This window comes from Nostoc sp. DedQUE04, assembly GCF_034530995.1.
Taxonomy (GTDB): Bacteria; Cyanobacteriota; Cyanobacteriia; order Cyanobacteriales; family Nostocaceae; genus Nostoc.
On the sequence record NZ_JAVRCA010000007.1, the window covers coordinates 106,432 to 126,652 of the forward strand.

20 protein-coding genes and 1 pseudogene are annotated in these 20,221 nt (G+C 40.2%); 8 read left to right on the top strand and 13 right to left on the bottom strand.

The window, feature by feature from the left end:
- Positions 1-542: 542 nt before the first annotated feature.
- From RM049_RS06875 to RM049_RS06895, 5 genes are all read right to left on the bottom strand, one after another.
- Complete coding sequence (locus tag RM049_RS06875) at positions 543-800, bottom strand: hypothetical protein (protein WP_322703633.1); 258 nt, start codon at positions 798-800, stop codon at positions 543-545.
- Between the two features lie 92 nt (positions 801-892).
- Complete coding sequence (locus tag RM049_RS06880; RefSeq protein ID WP_322703634.1) at positions 893-1,150, bottom strand: hypothetical protein; 258 nt, start codon at positions 1,148-1,150, stop codon at positions 893-895.
- A 92-nt stretch (positions 1,151-1,242) separates the two neighbouring features.
- Positions 1,243-1,500: a hypothetical protein gene (locus tag RM049_RS06885; RefSeq protein ID WP_322703634.1), complete on the bottom strand. Its 258-nt coding sequence runs from the start codon at positions 1,498-1,500 to the stop codon at positions 1,243-1,245.
- A gap of 510 nt (positions 1,501-2,010) precedes the next feature.
- Positions 2,011-2,301, bottom strand: coding sequence for a hypothetical protein (locus tag RM049_RS06890; protein ID WP_322703635.1), 291 nt, complete (start codon positions 2,299-2,301; stop codon positions 2,011-2,013).
- Positions 2,302-3,026: 725 nt separating this feature from the next.
- Entirely contained in the window at positions 3,027-3,200 is a 174-nt protein-coding gene (locus RM049_RS06895) for a hypothetical protein (RefSeq protein WP_322703636.1), read from the bottom strand.
- A 453-nt stretch (positions 3,201-3,653) separates the two neighbouring features.
- Between RM049_RS06895 and RM049_RS06900 the strand changes: the two genes are divergently transcribed.
- The 4 genes from RM049_RS06900 (at position 3,654) to RM049_RS06915 (ending at position 7,172) form a co-directional block, all read left to right on the top strand.
- Positions 3,654-3,926 carry a type IV secretion system DNA-binding domain-containing protein gene (locus RM049_RS06900; RefSeq protein ID WP_322670481.1) on the top strand — a complete coding sequence of 91 codons (273 nt, stop codon included), beginning with the start codon at positions 3,654-3,656 and terminating at the stop codon, positions 3,924-3,926.
- A gap of 83 nt (positions 3,927-4,009) precedes the next feature.
- Positions 4,010-5,446, top strand: a complete 1,437-nt coding sequence (locus tag RM049_RS06905) for a carotenoid oxygenase family protein (protein WP_322703701.1) — start codon at positions 4,010-4,012, stop codon at positions 5,444-5,446.
- 304 nt (positions 5,447-5,750) lie between these two features.
- The gene (locus RM049_RS06910) at positions 5,751-6,233 is read left to right on the top strand and encodes a hypothetical protein (RefSeq protein WP_322703637.1); all 483 of its coding nucleotides are present in this window, start codon (positions 5,751-5,753) and stop codon (positions 6,231-6,233) included.
- Positions 6,234-6,314: 81 nt separating this feature from the next.
- A complete protein-coding gene (locus tag RM049_RS06915) occupies positions 6,315-7,172 on the top strand; it encodes a lysophospholipid acyltransferase family protein (protein WP_322703638.1) in 858 nt (285 codons plus the stop codon).
- Between the two features lie 82 nt (positions 7,173-7,254).
- Here the strand turns inward: RM049_RS06915 and RM049_RS06920 are convergent, their stop codons facing one another.
- The 4 genes from RM049_RS06920 to RM049_RS06935 form a co-directional block, all read right to left on the bottom strand.
- Positions 7,255-7,515, bottom strand: a complete 261-nt coding sequence (locus RM049_RS06920) for a MoaD/ThiS family protein (protein WP_322670477.1) — start codon at positions 7,513-7,515, stop codon at positions 7,255-7,257.
- Positions 7,516-7,593: 78 nt separating this feature from the next.
- Positions 7,594-7,884: an Asp-tRNA(Asn)/Glu-tRNA(Gln) amidotransferase subunit GatC gene (gene gatC / locus RM049_RS06925; protein WP_292856937.1), complete on the bottom strand. Its 291-nt coding sequence runs from the start codon at positions 7,882-7,884 to the stop codon at positions 7,594-7,596.
- An 83-nt stretch (positions 7,885-7,967) separates the two neighbouring features.
- On the bottom strand, positions 7,968-8,489 hold the full coding sequence (locus RM049_RS06930; RefSeq protein WP_322670476.1) for a photosystem I assembly protein Ycf3: 522 nt from the start codon (positions 8,487-8,489) through the stop codon (positions 7,968-7,970).
- A gap of 107 nt (positions 8,490-8,596) precedes the next feature.
- Entirely contained in the window at positions 8,597-9,298 is a 702-nt protein-coding gene (locus RM049_RS06935) for an SOS response-associated peptidase (RefSeq protein WP_322670475.1), read from the bottom strand.
- 197 nt (positions 9,299-9,495) lie between these two features.
- Between RM049_RS06935 and RM049_RS06940 the strand changes: the two genes are divergently transcribed.
- Positions 9,496-10,107 carry a glutathione S-transferase family protein gene (locus tag RM049_RS06940; protein ID WP_322684533.1) on the top strand — a complete coding sequence of 204 codons (612 nt, stop codon included), beginning with the start codon at positions 9,496-9,498 and terminating at the stop codon, positions 10,105-10,107.
- Between the two features lie 123 nt (positions 10,108-10,230).
- Here RM049_RS06940 and RM049_RS06945 read toward each other — a convergent pair whose 3' ends face one another.
- Together RM049_RS06945 and RM049_RS06950 are read right to left on the bottom strand one after the other, a co-directional pair.
- Positions 10,231-10,458 carry a DUF167 domain-containing protein gene (locus RM049_RS06945; protein WP_322670473.1) on the bottom strand — a complete coding sequence of 76 codons (228 nt, stop codon included), beginning with the start codon at positions 10,456-10,458 and terminating at the stop codon, positions 10,231-10,233.
- Positions 10,436-10,852, bottom strand: a complete 417-nt coding sequence (locus tag RM049_RS06950) for a DUF2809 domain-containing protein (RefSeq protein ID WP_322703639.1) — start codon at positions 10,850-10,852, stop codon at positions 10,436-10,438. The genes RM049_RS06945 and RM049_RS06950 overlap by 23 nt, the downstream gene beginning before the upstream one ends.
- 262 nt (positions 10,853-11,114) lie before the next feature.
- Here RM049_RS06950 and RM049_RS06955 point away from each other — a divergent pair, with 262 nt between their 5' ends.
- Positions 11,115-12,932, top strand: a complete 1,818-nt coding sequence (locus tag RM049_RS06955) for a calcium-binding protein (protein ID WP_322703640.1) — start codon at positions 11,115-11,117, stop codon at positions 12,930-12,932.
- Between the two features lie 367 nt (positions 12,933-13,299).
- Here the strand turns inward: RM049_RS06955 and RM049_RS06960 are convergent, their stop codons facing one another.
- Together RM049_RS06960 and RM049_RS06965 are read right to left on the bottom strand one after the other, a co-directional pair.
- Positions 13,300-13,500 carry a hypothetical protein gene (locus tag RM049_RS06960; RefSeq protein WP_322703641.1) on the bottom strand — a complete coding sequence of 67 codons (201 nt, stop codon included), beginning with the start codon at positions 13,498-13,500 and terminating at the stop codon, positions 13,300-13,302.
- Between the two features lie 133 nt (positions 13,501-13,633).
- Positions 13,634-13,966, bottom strand: coding sequence for a hypothetical protein (locus RM049_RS06965; RefSeq protein WP_322703642.1), 333 nt, complete (start codon positions 13,964-13,966; stop codon positions 13,634-13,636).
- A gap of 164 nt (positions 13,967-14,130) precedes the next feature.
- Between RM049_RS06965 and RM049_RS06970 the strand changes: the two are divergent.
- Both RM049_RS06970 and RM049_RS06975 read left to right on the top strand, forming a co-directional pair.
- Positions 14,131-14,313, top strand: a pseudogene (locus RM049_RS06970) (hypothetical protein); the annotation flags it as partial.
- Between the two features lie 573 nt (positions 14,314-14,886).
- Positions 14,887-20,163 (top strand): eCIS core domain-containing protein, encoded by a 5,277-nt coding sequence (locus RM049_RS06975; RefSeq protein ID WP_322703643.1) that lies wholly within the window; start codon positions 14,887-14,889, stop codon positions 20,161-20,163.
- Positions 20,164-20,221 lie beyond the last annotated feature (58 nt).

Here is a 20,221-nt window from a genome sequence, read left to right on the forward strand (position 1 = left end):
AATCAACCTACCATCTGATGAAAGGTCGAAAGCTGAGAAAATCAAATTTTTTATTTTTAAATTTTGCGATTTTGCGTAGACGAAGAGTAACTTTTGTTAAAGTAACGATTTTGAAATCTTTATATGAAAACATTGACGGGTGGGTAAGAAGTAAGGGATAATAGTGATTGGTCGCTTACCTTTTGACCTTTCGTTATTATCCGGCTTACACCCGCCAATGTTTGTGTAACGTTGTAAAGGGTTGTGATGCCAATAATAGCCAGACCACTATGTTATAAGATGTCTGTAGCTTATTCGTAAGGGTCGTTTGTAGTCCTTTGTCAGTTGTTCGTAGCAATTGGCAAAGGATTACTGTTTAATAACTGTCCTAACGAAATAATGCATAACTTACATACTTGCTAGCTTAGTGTTGTTTTGATTTGTAGTGATGATACAAATCATACATATAGAAATTTTTGGCAATACAAACCGTTAAGGTGACTTTTGTTGAGGTGGTAACTCAACATGAGCGTGCTATGGAGATAACCTAGTACCTATTAGTACTAGAAGCGCACGCGGTCTCTGCTATTATCAATCCCTTGATTTGATTTTTGAATAACCTTAGCATCTCCTCCACCAATTGCTATTGCAACACCAATTTGATTGGATACTTGTACGTTTCCACCTTTGGCTTTAACGTCAATTTTAGCCTTGGTATCGATATCTACACCTCCGCGTCCTCCGACAATTTCACTGATTTCTTCATCAGTTAACTCGGTCATGACTGCGAGTGTTTGTTGTTCAAATGTTACAACTGACATCAAAATTCCTTCCTTGTACAAAATGGTTTTGGAACAGTGAAATAGTAACTCAACATGAGCGTACTATGGAGATAACCTAATACCTATTAGTACTAGAAGTACACACGGTCTCTGCTATTATCAATCTGTTGATTTGAATTTTGATAAACCTTAGCATCGCCTCCACCAATTGCTGATGCGTTACCAACTTGATTGGATACTTGTACGTTCTTACCTTTGGCATAAACGTCAACTTTGGTTCTGTTATCAATATCTGTTCCGCGTCCACCGCCAACAATTCCACTGATTTCTTCATCAGCTAATTCGGTCATGACTGCGAGTGTTTCTTGTTCAAGTGTTACAACTGACATAAAAATTCCTTCCTTGTACAAAATGGTTTTGGAACAGTGAAATAGTAACTCAACATGAGCGTACTATGGAGATAACCTAATACCTATTAGTACTAGAAGTACACACGGTCTCTGCTATTATCAATCTGTTGATTTGAATTTTGATAAACCTTAGCATCGCCTCCACCAATTGCTGATGCGTTACCAACTTGATTGGATACTTGTACGTTCTTACCTTTGGCATAAACGTCAACTTTGGTTCTGTTATCAATATCTGTTCCGCGTCCACCGCCAACAATTCCACTGATTTCTTCATCAGCTAATTCGGTCATGACTGCGAGTGTTTCTTGTTCAAGTGTTACAACTGACATAAAATTCCTTCCTTGTACAAAATGGTTTTGAAATAGTGAAATATTGACTTTTATTAACCAATTAATAAGAATATTTAGATGCTTAAAATAAAAGTATCTAGCAATTTTTATTACCAAACTTGTTGTTAAAACGCACTAATAAATGTGCTTAACGACAATTTGTTATTGGTTTAATTTGCGATTTCACTATGTTTAAACAATACAGGTTTTTCAAAATATTTTATATAAAGAAATGATGAAGTTAGTAAAAAGTTTTTTAAAGATTGGTCTTTTAATAAATATCAAATATCGGTATTAATTGAAATTAAAAAAAGGTAGGATAAGTCAAACGTGTATCTAAAAATAAGTTTTTTTAAAGTAACTATATATATCACAAATTCTTGCTGTATAAGTAATAGATAACATCTTAAATTATTCATAAAATAATATCCCCAACTTATTTATAAGTTGGGGATACGTACCTTCAATTGGGTACATAAACCGTGAATTTAATTTGAGTTACTGTGAATGCTAAATGGCTGAAGTCACTGTTGAATCTATTGTTTGTCCAACTCCATTTATCAGTGTGAATCTTCTTCTTGTGCGTGTTCTTTGCTTAGTTTTCGTATTCACAATATCCTGATTGGAGTCTTGAACAACAGCATCATTTCCATCAGTTGAAGTCGCATTTATCTGTGATGATAAATCTAAAACAATACTAATACCTCCCACTATTCCTTTTAATTCGCCATCTATCAGTTCCTCGACAATAACTTTTCGATTACAGGTGGATTGAAAACTCACTTGATTGATAGTAGTCATAAATTACTCCAGAAGAATGCAGACATGTTGTGTCTGAGATGTATTTACAAATAGCAGCTTATTTAATAATTTGTCAACAGATTATAAAAAATATCTTACTTTTCCTAACTAACTTACTTTTCTCATTTTTTATTTTTCATTTCTCTAATTTTTTCTAGTTTTATTACTAATATTTCTAGAATATACAAGCTTAATATTACGATTTTTCATCAAAAAAGATTGTCGTCTAGTCTTTGCCATCCGACAAACGCGAATTATTAATAAAAGCTATAAAAACATTTGTTCGATGTTTGCCAAACTACTGCTAATGTTGGCAGCATCACGCATCTTTATTACGGCACTGAACCGCTAAAATCTCAAATCTTCAATCTCAATTCAAACTTCTGGCACAAATAGGTTTTTTGTAAACACAGAAGTGACATGAGAAAATTCAGAAGTCAGAATAATCTGACTTCTGGCTACAGTAACAAACAATGAGGAGTGTACTATTTGTGTTATACTAAATATTCTTTGAGCGACAAGGAAGGTGAATTTGTAGTCTTTTTTGGGTCAACAAACTTTTATAAAAATTACAACCTTTACAGGCTAACATTTTTATACTAGCTGCTTCCTTGACTTTATTTACTTCTCAAAAATCACCTTGAGTTGTTTTATGATATTGATTCGCTCAAATTCACCTCATGTATTAGAAACTAAATTTTTTACGCTTTACTTTCGTCGAATTACTATCCAACAAAATTCTGGAGAGATGCGCCCAAGTCTGCGACTAAACCGGCCACTCGTCCAAATAGCCCGTCAATCAATCCTCCTCCCACTACTCCGTCTAATTCTTCCTCATTAATTTCTTCCAAAATCACTTCTTGATTGTTGGGTTGTGTCAAGTTTTTATTGTTAGTCATAATTTTCTCCAAAAAAAAGTGCGTAGGCATTTGTGCCTTGGATGTACTTACAAATATCAATTTATCTAAAAGCTTGTCAACAGTTTTTAGAAAAGATCCTACTTATCCCACTTATCCCAGTTATCCCACTTATCCCACTTTTTAAATCCCACTTTATTTAACTTTCTTCTTAACATTTTAATAGCCTGACAATAGGTGTGAAATAAGCAGTTATTCAAAAATTTACCTAACATTTTAATAACCTGACAATAGATGTCAAACAAGCTGGTTATTATGAAGTTATCTAATTTACGACCTGCTAATAGGGGTGAAATAAGCAGTTATTCCGAAAGTTACGCTAAAGATTTGATCGGCCGCGTTCAATATTCCGTAGCTTGTCACCGCAGACATCGCCAGGGATAAAATTAGTCTGGTACAACCAGTAAAAAACTGGTATTAAAAATTGATCTGGCAATGACCGTATTGAATTGCTCCTCACACCTTTTGCAGGTAGATATTCAACTACCAGACGACTTAGCACCATTGTCATTTATGTTCTTGGGTTCCCTGGTTGGTTCTAGCAAGAGCCAAGCAATACTGAAAATGCTTTCCATTATGCGCGATCGCTCAGACTATCGCGTTATCTGTTTGGACAGGTTAGGCGAAATCCTTGAAAAATTCGTTGATGACACCACCCTCGTATATAACCAGCAGAGAAGGCAGGGGAGGAATTTTGTAAGTTGCTAAATCATCCCGCTTTCTCTGCAACGCCAAAAATTGTAACAATGTCAGAATACATCCATCTACATCAATTCAGGCAAGATTTTAATATGCAGACTATCGCTAAAAAGTCAATAAATAAATCTTGGGCTGGTGCGATCGCAGAACCAGCAAAAGAATTTCCCCTTACTCAACTGTCAATTATTTCTGGTAAAATCCCAGATGGCTTGCGTGGCACTCTTTACCGCAATGGCCCCGCACGGCTAGAACGCGGTGGTAATCGCGTTGGACACTGGTTTGATGGAGATGGGGCAATTCTCGGCATCCATTTCACAGATGCAGGAGCTAGCGGAGTCTATCGCTATGTGCAAACAGCAGAATATCAAGCTGAAACTCAAGCAGATAGATTTCTTTATGGTGTCTATGGGATGCATCCGCCTGGCCCCATCTGGAAGCGCTGGGGGCAACAAATCAAGAATGCAGCAAATACCTCAGTGTTGGCTTTACCTGATAAATTGTTGGCTTTATGGGAAGCAACCAATCCTTATGCCCTTGATTTGCAAACTTTAGAAACCAAGGGATTGGATAATTTAGGTGCTTTGGATAACGGATTACCTTATTCTGCTCATTACAAGCGCGATTTCCAAACAGGCGAGATTTTTAACTTTGGAATCAGTATCGGCAGTTCCGTACAACTGAATCTCTACAAAAGCGATGCTACTGGCAAAATTATCCAAAAAACTGCTTTTAAGCTAGATCGCTACTCGATAATGCATGATTTTGTTTTAACTCAAAAGTATCTGGTGTTTTTCATGCCACCGATGCGGATGAAAATGCTGTCACTTTTGCTAGGTGTGACTACCTTTAGTGAATCTCTGTTGTGGGAACCTCAATTAGGAACCCAGGTGTTAATCTTCGATCGCGAAAACTTATCTTTAGTTAGTCGTGGCGAAACCGATCCTTGGTTCAATTGGCATTTTGGCAATGGTTGTGAAGATAAAGACGGTTCCGTGGTTTTGGACATGGTGCGATATGCAGATTTTCACCAAACTAATGAATATCTCAGAGAATTTGCAAGTGGTGAGACGCACACAGTAACTCAAGGAACATTGTGGCAAGTTCGCCTCAATCCCCAAACGGGCAAAATAACAGCAATACAGGAAGTTGTCAACCGCAAGTGTGAATTTCCTGTAGTGCAGCGATCGCAAGTTGGACAACCTTGGCGCTATACTTATGTATCATTAATGCCCCAAAGAGGGGATATAGACAAAGAATTGTTCAGTGCGATCGCCCGTTTTGACTATAAAACTGAAACTCTCACCGAAGCAGACTTAGGAGAAAACCGCTATCCTTCAGAACCCATCTATGCCCAAGATGTCCAAAACTCCGAGCAAGGCTGGGTGCTAACTGTTGTATACGATGCTAATACTCATAGTAGTGAAGTTTGGGTATTTGATAGCGATCGCCTGGATGCAGAACCCGTTTGCAAACTAGGATTACCTAGCGTCATTCCCCACAGCTTCCACGGCACTTGGAAGCCAGCTTAACAATTTGGGGAATGAAGCAGGGGAGTAGGGGAGCAGGGGAGTAGGGGAGTTATGAGTTATGAGTAATGAGTTATGAGTTATGAGTTATGAGTTGGAGCAGGGGGACAAGGAGGAATTATTGAACAAGTCTCTCCCAAGTCTTCCCCCTCTGACTTGTCTACCTTTGTCTCTTCTTCATACCCAATCCCCAATCCCCAATACCCAATGCCCAATGCCCAATGCCCAATTCACCTAATCTTTGATAATTGCTAAGTGTAAAAACGTAGTATCCTACATATTGGTATCTAAAAATAAGTCCAAAATCATGAGGAGAAACCGGATAGCATTACTATTTAGCGGAGTGATTGTCAGCTTTGGACTGTCATCATTGTTAGCTCAAGCACAACAAAAGGTTTCTGATGCCCAAGTCGCGGCAATGGTAGAGGCGCTACGACTAGCTGCACCGCAGACCGGCACCGCAAATGATGGACTTTACAGTGAATGGCAAGTTAAACCAGAAACCTTAAAAGGCTGGTCGAAATATTGTCTTAAACAAGAACTAACACCAACGCAGTTTGAAAATAGTCCCGCCAAAGCACGCCAAGTTGTATCTTGCATCACGCGCCGTGAGTTTAACAAGCAATTTCTCGCCAACAGTAATAATGAAATCGCTGCTGTGCGTGGCGTCGGTTGTTGGTGGATGACTGGCAGCTATACAGGCTGCAACAGTGGATTTACTGCTACATATCTTCAAAAAGTTGTCGGTTTTTACCAGCAACAGCGTTCAAAACCAACAACTACTCCATAGACATCACCAAATTAATCGCCGCGATGGTTATATCTAAACAAGGGATTGTTTGAACTTTGCCAATGCTGTTAGAATGCCTCAATGTCAAAAAAGCAACATTTATTAAACAAAAAACTCGGTTGGTCTTTGGATGAGCGAGATCCAAAGTTCATAGAATCTCTGATGCCCCTAGTTGGCTTTTTCTATCGGTACTATTTCCAAGTTCAAACTAGTGGCTGGGAGAATATTCCACCCCAGCAAAAAGTTTTGTTTGTTGGCTCGCACAATGGTGGACTCGCAGCCCCAGATATGGTGATGATGATGTACGACTGGTTCCGAAGATTTGGTGTAGAAAAACCAGTTTATGGTTTGATGCATCCCAAAGTTTGGCAGGTTAGCCCACCACTAGCGCAATTAGTCGCCAAGGCTGGAGCAATCATTGCTCATCCAAAAATGGCTTACGCTGCCTTACGCTCTGGAGCGAGTCTGCTAGTTTATCCCGGTGGAGCCGAAGATATCTTCCGACCGAATTATTTACGTAATAAAATCTACTTAGCTGGGCGACAAGGATTTATCAAGTTAGCGTTACGGGAAAATGTGCCGATTGTGCCTGTGATTTCTTGGGGCGCTCACGATACACTTATTGTTATCGCTGACTGCTACAAAATTGCGCGGCAACTCCACGAATGGGGAATGCCTTGGCTATTAGGTATCGACCCAGAAGTTTTTCCAATCTATCTCGGACTGCCGTGGGGATTAGCAATTGGCCCGTTGCCCAATATCCCATTACCAGTGCCCATGTATACGCGGGTTTGTCCGCCAATTGTATTTGAACGCTACGGTCGTCAAGCAGCTAGCGATCGCCATTATGTCAATGAATGTTATGAATTAGTTGTTAGTCAAATGCAACAAGAGTTAAATAACTTAATAAAGCTAACTGCTCAGACCAATTCTCTTTAAATAGTTATGAGTTAAAAGTTTTGAATCTTTAATCGATCGCTCCTAACTCTTGTACAGACAAGGGTTAATCGCGTCTCTACTCCTAACCGCCGCTGACTGGTGGAATCAACACAACCTCATCTCCATCTTGTAGTAAGGTATCTGGTTCGACAAATATCAAATTAATCCCAAAACGGGTTATATCGCGCCATTGAGAGAGTTCAGGGCGTTCAGCTATGAGGCGATCGCATACTGCTTTGACTGGCATACTATTAGGAAATTCCAGCACTAATTCCGAAACCCTAAAGGCTTCTTGATAAGCAGCAAACAATTTGACGGTAACGGTGATTACAGATTTAGACATAGAACATATTTTCCTACACCCTACACCCTAAACCTGCAACCCTGCCCTGACGAGCTTTCAGCTTTTCTTAGTGCCATTCTATTCAGCATTGAGGATTTTTGGTACTTTGAAAAATTCCCCTTCCTGTTCGGGCGCACTGTTGAGAATACTTTCCCGATCAGGATAGGGTTGCAATTCATCCTCTCGTGTGATGTTGCTGACATCAATTGCGCGTGTTGTTGGCAGTACATTACTGACATCAAGTTCATTCAATTGTTCGATATAGTCCAGAATACTTCCCAACTGAGTAGTGAATTGTTCCTCTTCTTCTGGAGTCAATTCTAAACGAGCAAGATTGGCTACTTTGTGAACTTGTTCTTGGTCAATCATAAATTGTCATTTGTCATTGGTCATTTGTCATTTGTCATTGGTCATTAGTCCTTAGCAAATGACAAAGAACTAATGACTAATGACTAAAAGAATACGTCAATTTGCGATCGCCCGGTGGTTTTTAGCCAGTTTTGAGCTTCGATGTAGTTATTGGGAGCCATGCGAATAGCACGAATCCAATAGTCTGCTGCTTGGTCAAAAAGTGCTTCGCCAGCCTCGTTATCTCCAGCTTCTTTTTCTTTTTCGCCTTGGTAGTGATAAATCACAGCGATGTTATTCAAGGCTTGGGGCATACGTGGGTTCAACTCAATTGCCTTGTGATATAGTTCTAAAGCCTTGTTGTGGTCGCCATTGCTGGCATAAATTAGCCCCATATTGTAGAGTATATAGCCGCGATCGTTGGTATCTTCCTCTAGTGTTAGAGCTTCTTCATAGTATTCCAATGCCTCAGCATATTCCCCTTCCGCTTGGGCTGACATCCCATCTCGATAATAAACAAACGCTTCTTTAGCTTTTTTGTTAGTTGGCAGGATCTTCAGAATGATATCCGCCATCACAGTAAAGGATTTGTCAATAAAATTATCGTTTTTTTGTGTTCTTGGCATATTTCTCTCTGGGTATTGGGCATTGGGGATTGGGCATGGGGCATTGGGAAAACGCTTTTTTATCCCCTTGTCTGCTTGTCTCCCCAATTCCATAGTTCACTCAATAGTTAATTTAACTGATTTGCGGGGGCGTTCTTCTCACTGAGGGGTACGATACATTCTGAACTATTATGTCGAGAGTTGTTTACCAAGGTGCTAACTGGATATGCAATCATTGCTGGCGCTGGATAAGGACGCAATAGCTGCTGTAGGGTTTGGGCCGTTTGTACTTGGGAATCTAGCCATAAATCGTAATCTTGTGGCTCCAGAATTACTGGCATCCGCTCGTGGATGGGTTGGAGTAATTCGTTAGCTGCCGTTGTCAAAATTGTACAAGAAATTATTTCTTCGTTAGCAGGCGAACGCCATCTTTCCCACAAACCTGCAAAACCGAAGGGTTGCCCATCTTGGAGACGAAAATAAAATGGCTGCTTCTTACCTTGTTGGCGTTGCCACTCATAAAAGCCATCAGCTAGCACTAAACAGCGTCTGTGCTTAAAAGCCGAACGAAAAGCAGGTTTTTCAGCAACAGTTTCTGCCCTAGCATTAATCAGCTTTGCCCCCATTCCTGCATCTTTCGCCCATGACGGAATTAATCCCCAATGCAACTGCTTAAATTCTCGCTTTTTGTTTTCGGGATTTTGTAACACTGTCGCCACCATTTGCGTAGGCGCAATGTTATATTCCGCTGCCAAATCGGGAACTGACTCGACATGGAAAACTTCAGACAATCCTGCTGCCGAATAGTTTAGAGTAAATCTTCCACACATAGTTTTCTTTTCGACCATTAACTAAATTAAACATCTCAAACTAGAAATAAATAACATTTTTTTATTTTCTTGAATAATTTCCTGTAGTACGTTCAGAACCTAAATACAAAAAAAATATCCGGTTTTGGGAAAATCTTTTGGTAAAATATTGTATTTTGAACCTTTACTTCTCAACATATTCCTAACTGTATTTTAACATGGAACTACTGCATCTGTACGATTTTTTACCTTCTGGTCATGGTTATAAGATACGTCTTTTATTGACACAACTAGGTATGCCTTTTGAGAGGATAGAGCTTAACATCTTGAAAGGAGAGACTCGAACACCAGAATTTTTAAGTAAAAATCCTAACGGTAAGATACCTGTTCTGGAAATCGAGCCAGGGAAATATTTGGCAGAATCAAATGCTATATTGGTTTATCTAAGTGAAGGTACAGAGTTTTTACCTTATGACCGTTTTTTACGAGCGCAGGTGCTGCAATGGTTATGTTTTGAACAATATAGCCATGAGCCTTTTATTGCTACATCAAGATTTTGGATTTCTATTTTAGGTAAAACTGAAGAATACAGTGAAGCTATCAAACAAAAACGCGAACCAGGCTATGCAGCACTTAACTTGATGGATAAACACTTAACTTCTCAAGATTTTTTTGTCGGAGAACGTTATACGATTGCTGATATTGCTTTGTTCGCCTATACTCATGTAGCTGATGAAGGTGGGTTTGATTTAACACAATATCCTGCTATCCAAGCTTGGATAGAAAGAGTCAAAACTCAACCAAGGTATATCAGTATTACAAAGGCATAAAAATTAGATGAGAGCAAGTTACTATCTCTCGTTTCTTGTCTTTAGTAGAGAATGTCCTGGGTGGAATGTAGATCGCATTCAGAAAGCAGAAAAGTCTTCACAAAAGATATTATTAAGCAACAGTTAGGTATTCGGATCGATTTCCATCAGCTTTTGCCGAGAGGAGAAACCTGACTTAATTCTGATATGAGACTTGGGTACATCAAATTTATCTGCTAGTAGTTTAATTAACTCTTCGTTAGCCTTACCATCAACTGGGGGCGATTTTAAATAAACAGTCAGACTACCATCAGGTTGTTCTTCAATTTTTTGCTGTTTTGAATTAGGTTTAACCTTGACTTTTTTTTGCATAACTTATTTTGTGTAATTGTCGCAGCCATAACCAGCCTAAAACAGAACCCAATAGATAATGAGGAAAATCCCACCAAACAAAAGTCGTACCAAGTAACAATTTACCTATCAAGGTGGCGCGCATTTGCTCTAATAGTGGCGGATGCCAAAGTTGCAAGAATTCTAGTATACAGGTGATGACAAAAACCCATATAGGAATTTGGATTACTGCCGCCCAACTTCTGAAAAACCAAAATGCGAACAGACACCAAAATATTTCGTAAAATACAGCTGCTCCGTAGTCATTAAACCAGTGATGAGCAGGGCCGTTATAATACTTAAACAAAAATCCCATCGGTACAACGATGAGTACAGAAATAATAATAAATATTGTTTGCTTACGGTATCGGAGCATTTCTATAGACTAGAGACTATCCAAAATTTTAGCAACGGAACGACTAGAAGTCTCCTCTGGGTACTAGGGAAGAAAATATAAGAAGCTACAAAGCGCCCACAGTAAGTAGTTGGATATTTTTTCTTGAGAAGTTTCTAACTAAATAGTTAATGTTTTTTAACATGAAATTACGCAAATTACAAGTAAGCTACATGGAACTGATAAATAGTTCTTTCATTGATGCTGAACTTACATATTTAGTGAGAAATTTAGGAGAGATAATATGGTTTTCGGTACTACAAATCCTGATACGATAAATGGGAGTTCGGGAAATGACACCATAGTTGGTTGGGCTAGTGGTGGTAACGCCAATACTGCCTCCGGTAACGATATCTTGAATGGCTTGGCTGGTAACGATTCCCTCGCAGGTGGCACGGCGAACGACAGTCTTAGCGGCGGAGATGGCAATGACACACTTGATGGGGGTACAGGAAACGATACTCTAAAAGGTGGTGCAGGCAGTGATACCTTCAAAGGCAGTCGGGGTAACGACAACATTGATGGCGGAGATGGCATTGATACCGCAGACTATAGTCAACTAGGTCAAACCATTACCTTATCAGGTGTTGGAACCATTCAAAAAGGTGGGGGATTGGAAAAAGACCTACTCTTTAAAGTAGAAAGGGTGATTGCTAATCCTAATGTTGCCAACAACACTATAGATGCATCCGAATCTTTGGCTGGGGTATCTATCGCCGTTAACCTACAAACCCAAAGTTTAGCTGCTAATAACGTTCCTGGTTTAGGAAGATTGTCATTTACCGCAGTTAACTTTGATAATGTCATCGGCACAAATGCAAATGACACCATTACTGGTGACAATCAAAATAACCAATTATCCGGTAATAATGGCAATGATACACTTGATGGGGGTACAGGAAACGACACTCTAAAAGGTGATGCAGGCAGTGATACCTTCAAAGCCAGTCAGGGTAACGACAACATTGATGGCGGAGATGGCATTGATACCGCAGACTACAGTCAACTAGGTCAAACCATTACCTTATCAGGTGTTGGAACCATTCAAAAAGCTGGAGGATTGGGACAAGACCTACTCTTTAAAGTAGAAAGGGTTATTGCTAATGCTAATGTTGCCAACAACACCATCGATGCATCCCAATCTTTAGCTGGAGTATCTATCGCCGTTAACCTGCAAAGCCGAAGTTTGACTGCTAATAACGTTCCTGGTTTAGGAACATTGTCATTTACCGCAGTCAACTTTGATAATGTCATCGGCACAAATGCAAATGACAACATTGTTGGCGATAACCAAAATAATCAATTATCCGGTAATAATGGCGATGACACACTGAATGGTGGTATAGGAAATGATACTTTAAAAGGTGGTGCAGGTGACGATAGTTACTTTGTTGACACTACTCTTGATATCATTACAGAGGCTGCGAATTCAGGCATAGATACCGTCCGGTCTTCTGTAAGCTACACATTAGGAGCCAATCTGGAGAATCTGAGGCTGAGAGAAGGTGGCAACTTTACCGGGATAGGTAACAGTCTTAACAACTTTCTTTTTGGTAATACTTCTAATAACACTCTAAATGCAAGAGCAGGCGATGATACGCTAGACGGTAGTAATGGCGACGATCTTCTCAATGGTGAGGACGGCAATGATAGCCTACAAGGCGGGCCGGGCAATGATATCCTCAATGGGGGATCTGGAAATGATATCCTCATCGGTACTTTTCCTGGTAGTCCGCTTCCACCTGGATTAGGGGAAATTGATAACTTGACTGGCGGGGCTGGGGCAGATAGATTTATCCTGGGGGACGCTGAAAATGTTTTCTACGACGATAACAATACTACGAATCCTGGTTTTGGAGACTTGGCTTTTATTACTGACTTCAACTCTAGCCAAGACCGAATTGAACTCAACGGATTTTCACAGGATTACCGCTTGCAAGTTGTTGGAAGTAACACACGAATATTCTTAGACAAACTGGGAGCAGAGCAAGATGAAATCATCGGTATTGTGCAGGGGGTAGTAGGTCTCACACTTGATAGTGACAATTTCACTTTTCTATAAGCGGAAAAATACTGGATAAAGTACAAACAATACACTTGCCAGTCCTGAAGGATTAGGTTGCTTATCATCAGGCTCAAACATTAATCCTTCAGCCCAGATTGCCACAGTTCAACCAGGGGACGATCCCGATTTCGACTTTAGACTTCTTGGCATTTGTGGGGAAAAGGGGAAGGGTTAAAGGGTAAAGGTATGGAATTTTCCCAAACCCAGTAACCTTTAACCTTTCTCCAACCGGAAAGCAAAAGCTACTTTTGCAAGATGTCTATTGACTATTGCTATTTGGGCATGAAAAAATAACTACTACTAGCGTACTCTCTCTCAAAGAACCTTCTAATAATGTCCGTCCCAAACCTGATACTTTACTAACCTACAATCCTCGAAATAAAAAACCAATAATTAGACCAACTATTCCAGCAATCAAACCGGCACAAAAGAAGTAGAAAAACAATTCAAAACTTGCTTGAATATTTTGGGTATATCTGAAATTAAATATTGCCCAAATCGCTCCAAGCGTTCCTAAAATTCCTGTTGGAATCGTTACGATTGCTATGACACTTTGAGTTTCCATTTATATATGTATAGTATTATGAGCCGTAAAAGTTTATAGTTAAACACATAACAAACATAAAAGACCGAAATTCGATAAAAATCCAAAAATACGCACGAATAGGATCTATAAATACGTACTTATCCAGAATGGATTATGAATAAAATCTGATGAAAATCAATCCTCCTAAAACTGCTCCTACAATAATGCCTATAATCCAGAAAACAAAAAACCAAAAGAACCAGTTTAAGGCTTGATCGCCAATGAAGATACCACCTGGTGCTTCTTTATATGTCCTCGAACCAACTAAATGACCAATAAAACCACCAACTATTCCACCAAACAATCCTCCCAAAAATGAGTATAAAAACAACTTGAGAGTTACTTGAATATTTTGGCTATACAGTAGATAAATTATTGCCCAGAGCAATCCTATGATTGCTGAGATTCCTACTTGTATCGTTGTACAAAAAATTATCGTTTTCATCACTTTTTTTGCGATCTTAGCTATGGCTAAATATCTAAGGTTAAGACGTTAATAGTAACATGACAAAAAATATCGCCAGAAAACGGAAGCATCCCATTTTGCAAAAAGAGGGAAAAAAAACTAGATTATTCGCGAGTTTCTTCCTTTATTTTGGCTGGGATGCTCCCTTAAGGCGAAGGTGGGCTAACAAGCCTCTGAACACTTTTACTGAAGCTTTAGAGGTGTTTAGAACGGCTATATATGCTCGATTTTTCAATTGGGTCGCCTGGGAAATTATCGCTCATAATTTAACTATTATTAGCCGAGAGACTCTCAAAAATAAAATAAGTCATCACAGTTTTGCTTGAAATTATTACTATCAATTAAGTTTGAGGATTATTTTTAATTGTCCTATCAAATTTAGCGGGATAGTATAGTTAAAACTGGCTTGGTTATATGTACTAACTAGTGATTATTAACAAATTTTTATATCTGATTTGTTCAGCAGTTTCGCACCGATAACTAGTCTCAGCTTCAGTAATGACTATCTTGATTGTGGTATCAATGATAACTATCTTGATGGAAGTGATATTTTCATCATCTAATTTAAAATTTCTCTGGTAGCAATTCTAATCCTGATTTTATTTATACACTAGGAGTCAGTTTTGCATAAAAACATTGTCAACTTAAGAAAGTACTAATATCAAAAGGCAGATTCAAGGATACTTTTCCTCGTGACTAGGGGAACACGGCTGCGTGTTCTCCTTTATTCGACATGAGACTCTTTACAAGCCAGTACTTATCTCGAGGAGTAACACATCTTAATTATTTCTAATTGATTAGCGTTCTAAAATTATCTTGATAATTGCAATTTTGGGTAAATGATAATCAAAACTAATCACCTTGACAAATTTAATCGTCAATAGTTGCAATCAAAACCGATGAAATCCCTCAAAAGTCCCTCATCCAGCTTTTCTAATTTTCAAGCGCCAGAACAAACTCCTCAATTGGCCTATAGACCGTTTGGTGGCCAAACTCAAAAAGCATCTTTTACGCCCGTGACACAAACGGATGTAGAGAATGAAGCTGAAGAAAAGATGGAAGTAACTGGATTGGAATTACAAGCCAAGCATCGGACGATTACGCCAGAGGGACAAGAACGGCTGACTGTATTGCAAGCCAAGATGGATCGATCTTTGAATTCTCGGCTGGAAAAAGCAACTCGATTTGGTCATAACTTTGCCAATATTCCAGTCAGAAGACCAAATACATCAACACCAATTCAAGGAAAACTGACGATTGGGGAGCCTGGAGATAAGTACGAACAGGAAGCTGACCAAACAGCACGTCAGGTGATGCAAAAAATTCATCAGCCACAGAGTGGAAAACTTCAGCGAGAAAAATTATCTGATGAAGAAGAATTGCAAATGAAGCCAGAGGGCAGTATTCAGCGCGAGGAACTGCTAGAAGAAGTACAAATGAAATCTTGGGGAGAAATTCCCTTGCTACAAAGGGAGGAACTACCAGAAGAAGAATTGCAAATGAAGCCGCTTGGTACTTCATCCCAGATAATGAATGAGGTAAAATCCCCAAGCAAACCGCTTGAACATGACATTAGTCGAATCTCACTGCGGCGTCCACAAACAAAACTGACAGTTAGCCAACCTGGAGACATTTATGAGCAGGAGGCTGATAGTGTCGCCCAATTGGTGATGCAGAGGATGAGCGAACCTGTGCAATCTATCCAACGGGAGGCATTACCAGAGGAAGAAGACCAATTACAAATGAAATCCTTGGCGGATTCCGTTACTCCTTTGGTGCAGCGTCAGGGTGGAGGAAGGACAGCCGCAACATCTGAGCTAGAAACTTCAATCCAACAAGCACGTGGCAATGGGCAGCCACTTGCAGATGATATCAAGCACCCAATGGAGCAAGCATTTGGGGCTGATTTCGGTAGCGTCCGGGTTCATACTGATGCTCAATCTAATCGTTTAAATGAATCTATACAAGCTCGTGCTTTTACCACAGGGCAGGATGTGTTCTTCCGTCAAGGCGAATACTCTCCTGGAAGTGATGCAGGCAAGGAATTACTGGCCCATGAGTTGACGCACGTTGTCCAGCAGAATGGCAGTGCAGTGCAGCCGAAATCTCTTCATCTAGCACCAAAAGAAAATAAACTCCAGACAAAAGTGCCGACAACCTCTGCGGGGCATGGGCTAGCTATCCAACTGCGAGAGAATTTTCAAAAACCAAGTGACGAAGATAACCAAAAAAAATTAGAGTCAAAAACTGATACGGAAAACGGCGAACAACAAAATCAGCCTACAACAGAAAAACATCAAGCTATCGCTACACCTCCAGATAATGGTGGGAACGCGGCAACAGACCCACCTCCAACAAAAAAAGTTGGTGCAGCAGTAACTCAGAAACAGGTTGAGGTTGGGGGAAATCAACCAAAAGAGCTTGAGTCAAAAGATATTAAAGTTAATACAGAAAAGGTCGATTCTCAACAGCAAGCTCAAAGCAAAGGAGCAGATGTAGGTAAGGTAAACGCAGATTTATCTGGAGGAAACGCCGGGAAAGCGATCGCCGGATTACCAGGGGCAAATGTAGCCAGTACAACAGTAAAATTACCTGATGCAGCAGTTGATGGTAAAAAGGCTCCCACTTCCCCTAAAGATGACCCAGGATTTCAAGCGGTAGTCGGCACAACAAAAGAGGTTGCAGGACTTGAGAAAAAACACCCACCTGCTAATAGCAAAGCCCAAGAAGCCCAAGCAGCAGCCCAACCCCCAGGTAATGAAGTAGACAGCAAAGCGCAAGCCAATCAAGTTGGACAGATGCAACAGGCCCCAACACCAGGATTTGACGCTGCCGCCTTCAAAGCCAAATTGATGGAGCGGATTGCTGATATGGCTCCCAAGAACTTGGAAGAGGCGGACAACTTTAAAAATAACAATAAACTGGACTCTGTTAAAGGCGATTTGAGCGGTCAGGTTAAAGAAGAACAGAAAAGCTCTCAGGGTCAACTAGAAGAGAAAACTAAAGAAAAACCTGATGCTAGTGGGATTGAGGCTAAACAAGTAACACCACTGCCCAAGAATGAGCCAGGGACACCGCCAACAGGTGTTGATGCAGATAAAGCCGCACCCAAATCTAAAGGACAAAGTGAAGTCGAAGCACCACTGCAAAATGACAGTAAAAAACTTGACCAGCAGATGAAAGAGGCGGATATTACCGAGGAGCAATTGGCAAACTCCAATGAACCGGAGTTTCAAGGGGCACTCGCAGCCAAGAAAGACGCTCAAACCAATGCCCAAGAAGCACCGCCACAATATCGCCAACAAGAGCAAGGGATACTCGCAACCGCTCAAGCTACGGCATCAGCTACAGCCCAGCAGCATCTCCAAGCAATGCACGGTATCCGTACTCAAAACCTGGGTCAGGTAGGGGAGCAGCAGGTGGGTGCCAAGAGCAAAGATGAGCAAGCACGGGCAAAAGTTGCTGGTGATATTAATAAGATTTATGACAAGACTAAAGCTAAAGTTGAGAAAACCCTCAGCGAACTAGACACTCAAGTTATACAAGCCTTTGATGCTGGTGCTGCTGACGCCAAAAAAGCCTTCGAGGATTACGTTGGCAAGCGGATGGACGATTATAAGAGCGATCGCTACAGTGGCTTTTTTGGGCCAGCAAAATGGCTGAAAGACAAATTGTTTGGTATGCCCTCAGAGGTGAACGCTTTCTATCAAGAGGGACGGCAGCTTTATATTAATCAGATGGATGGTGTGATTAACAAAGTTGTCGCCATTATCAGTAAAGGACTTACCCAAGCCAAAGCAGAAATTGCTAATGGTAAGCAGGAGATTCAGAATTATGTTAATCAACTACCGCAAGACTTAAAAGGAGTTGGTCAACAAGCTGCCGCAGACATTGACAGCAAATTTGCAGAATTGCAACAAAGTGTTGACGATAAACAAGATGAGCTAATTGACACCCTAGCCCAGAAGTATAAAGAAAACTTGGAAGCTGTTGATGCCCGCATTGAAGAGATGAAGGCAGCAAATAAAGGTTTTATTCAAAAAGCTTTCGACTTCATCGTGGGAGTCATCAAGACGATCGTTGAACTGACCAAAATGCTTTTGCAAGTGCTAGCGCGAGTTGCTGGCGTAGTTGGGCAAATCCTCAAAGACCCGATTGGTTTCTTGACTAATTTGATCCAGGCGGTGAAGCAAGGCTTCCTCAACTTCATGAATAACATCGGGAAGCACCTCCAACAAGGATTAATTGGCTGGCTGACAGGCACAATGGCAGAAACTGGTATTGAAATGCCAGAAAATTTCGACCTCAAAGGAATCTTTAGCCTAGCGATGCAGCTTTTGGGCTTTACCTACGAAGCAATTCGCGCCCAAGCTGTGAAACGATTGGGTGAAGAAAAGGTCAGCCGATTGGAACAAACTGTTGATGTATTTCAAGTTTTAGCCAGTCAGGGAGTGGCTGGGATGTGGGAGTTTGTCCAAGAGAAGATGGGCGACCTCAACGCTTTGGTGATTGAACCCATCAAGAACTTTATCATTGAAAAAGTGATTACAGTAGGGATTGAGTGGATTCTCAGCTTGTTGACTCCGACTTCAGCATTTATCAAAGCTGCTAAGGCGATTTATGAAATTGTCAAATTCTTTATTGAACGCGCCCAGCAGATTGCCGATTTAATTAATGCGATACTGGATGCAATTGGTGCGATCGCTAGTGGTGCGATCGATCAAGCAATCAAAGGCGTTGAAAATGCCCTAGCTAAATCTTTACCAGTTGCGATCAGTTTCCTAGCAAGTCTTTTGGGCTTAGATGGAATTGCTGGCAAGGTTCAAGCAATATTCAAGAAGCTGCGTAAACCGATGGAAAAAGCAGTTGATTGGGTAATTGATAAAGGTGCGAAGGCGTTTAAGAAAGTTGGCAACAAATTTAACAAGAGTAAGGTTGGAAAGAAATTCAACGCTGCTAAAGATACGGCGAAGGAGAAATATAAAGCAGGTAAGCAATGGGTTGAAGATAAGAAGGAAGCCGGTCAGAAATGGGTTGAGAATAAGAAAAAATCTGTTAAGGATAAGTTTCACAAGTTTGGCAATAAAATTAAGGATAGATTTAGGTCTGGCAAGGATAAACACAAAGAAAGGCAAGCCAGAAATGGCAAAGCTGATGAGCGGACAATGGAGAAGAAACAAGCTGACCTTAAGGCAGCTTTAGCAGAAGCTCAAACACTGATGCTCAATGATAAACTTTCATTTGAAGATGTCGAGAAGCGTCTGCCTAAAATTAAAGCTAAATATAAGATGACTTCGTGCAAACTTGTCATTGACAAAGATGCTGAAGAGCAAACAACTGCTCATCTTGAGGGTGAAATCAATCCTAAGGCGAAGAAAGACAAGGTTTCCAAACCCAAATTATATGACAATCCCGCCCCGATTGTCGGTAAACACGTGGTGAAGGATGTAGTTAAGGGTCGCAAACCACCACGCCATTCTCACCACGTTCCTGCTAAAGGACTAAAAGTTGCCATCAGTCAGGATTTGGAAGCAATCATCAAAAAGCTGAAAAATAAACCTTTCAAAGATGATAATGCTGCTAAGGATCTGGCAAATAATCTTAATACTCGTGTTGCTGAACTCAACAATATTAATAAAGAAGGTGTGGGACTTAGCGCGATTCTAATTCACGAAGATACTCATAAAAAGAGTTCAACAGCTGTGCATAACAGCAAATTGAAAGAACCACTCGCAAAACATCTAGATGCAGAGCAGCAACTGACTCAACAGAAGCGGATAAGGGTTATGGATGCCACTCAGAAAAAGCTTCTTGTGAATCCAAGGACGAATAACTGGAGAGATTTTTTAGCAGCTTGTTACCAAGAAATTAAAAACAAAGCCCAATCACCTAACCAAAAGAAAGTTGCTGAAATTATCTTGAGTGATGCAGAAAAAGAATTCAAGGATATTGACGATGATGATAGAGAAAGAATCTTAGAAAACACCAAAGATCAGTTAAACAATTTACTTGAGCGAGCTTTTAATGACGCCTACCACTTTGATAAAACTAAAGTAAAGTTAGCTTTGGATGCCAGCAAAGTAGATGGTAGCTCAAAGAATAAAAACGCAGCTATGAATGATTTGGAGGATCTAGCAGAACAAACATGGGAACCAATTTATAGACCAATACATTAGGTATTATGGTTTCATCTCAAAAAAATGAATACCAATTGATTTTTGGTACTAAATTTAA

Bases quoted from the DNA above. Each gene is read 5' to 3' on its own strand.
- RM049_RS06955 (WP_322703640.1), top strand. From the start codon at position 11,115: ATGGTTTTCGGTACTACAAATCCTGATACGATAAATGGGAGTTCGGGA.
- RM049_RS06905 (WP_322703701.1), top strand. From the start codon at position 4,010: ATGCAGACTATCGCTAAAAAGTCAATAAATAAATCTTGGGCTGGTGCG.
- RM049_RS06935 (WP_322670475.1), bottom strand. From the start codon at position 9,298: ATGTGTGGAAGATTTACTCTAAACTATTCGGCAGCAGGATTGTCTGAA.
- RM049_RS06875 (WP_322703633.1), bottom strand. From the start codon at position 800: ATGTCAGTTGTAACATTTGAACAACAAACACTCGCAGTCATGACCGAG.
- RM049_RS06930 (WP_322670476.1), bottom strand. From the start codon at position 8,489: ATGCCAAGAACACAAAAAAACGATAATTTTATTGACAAATCCTTTACT.
- RM049_RS06950 (WP_322703639.1), bottom strand. From the start codon at position 10,852: ATGCTCCGATACCGTAAGCAAACAATATTTATTATTATTTCTGTACTC.
- RM049_RS06900 (WP_322670481.1), top strand. From the start codon at position 3,654: ATGACCGTATTGAATTGCTCCTCACACCTTTTGCAGGTAGATATTCAA.
- RM049_RS06915 (WP_322703638.1), top strand. From the start codon at position 6,315: ATGTCAAAAAAGCAACATTTATTAAACAAAAAACTCGGTTGGTCTTTG.
- RM049_RS06885 (WP_322703634.1), bottom strand. From the start codon at position 1,500: ATGTCAGTTGTAACACTTGAACAAGAAACACTCGCAGTCATGACCGAA.
- RM049_RS06920 (WP_322670477.1), bottom strand. From the start codon at position 7,515: ATGTCTAAATCTGTAATCACCGTTACCGTCAAATTGTTTGCTGCTTAT.
- RM049_RS06975 (WP_322703643.1), top strand. From the start codon at position 14,887: ATGAAATCCCTCAAAAGTCCCTCATCCAGCTTTTCTAATTTTCAAGCG.
- RM049_RS06960 (WP_322703641.1), bottom strand. From the start codon at position 13,500: ATGGAAACTCAAAGTGTCATAGCAATCGTAACGATTCCAACAGGAATT.
- RM049_RS06910 (WP_322703637.1), top strand. From the start codon at position 5,751: ATGAGGAGAAACCGGATAGCATTACTATTTAGCGGAGTGATTGTCAGC.
- RM049_RS06945 (WP_322670473.1), bottom strand. From the start codon at position 10,458: ATGCAAAAAAAAGTCAAGGTTAAACCTAATTCAAAACAGCAAAAAATT.
- RM049_RS06965 (WP_322703642.1), bottom strand. From the start codon at position 13,966: ATGAAAACGATAATTTTTTGTACAACGATACAAGTAGGAATCTCAGCA.
- RM049_RS06880 (WP_322703634.1), bottom strand. From the start codon at position 1,150: ATGTCAGTTGTAACACTTGAACAAGAAACACTCGCAGTCATGACCGAA.
- RM049_RS06940 (WP_322684533.1), top strand. From the start codon at position 9,496: ATGGAACTACTGCATCTGTACGATTTTTTACCTTCTGGTCATGGTTAT.
- RM049_RS06895 (WP_322703636.1), bottom strand. From the start codon at position 3,200: ATGACTAACAATAAAAACTTGACACAACCCAACAATCAAGAAGTGATT.
- gatC (WP_292856937.1), bottom strand. From the start codon at position 7,884: ATGATTGACCAAGAACAAGTTCACAAAGTAGCCAATCTTGCTCGTTTA.
- RM049_RS06890 (WP_322703635.1), bottom strand. From the start codon at position 2,301: ATGACTACTATCAATCAAGTGAGTTTTCAATCCACCTGTAATCGAAAA.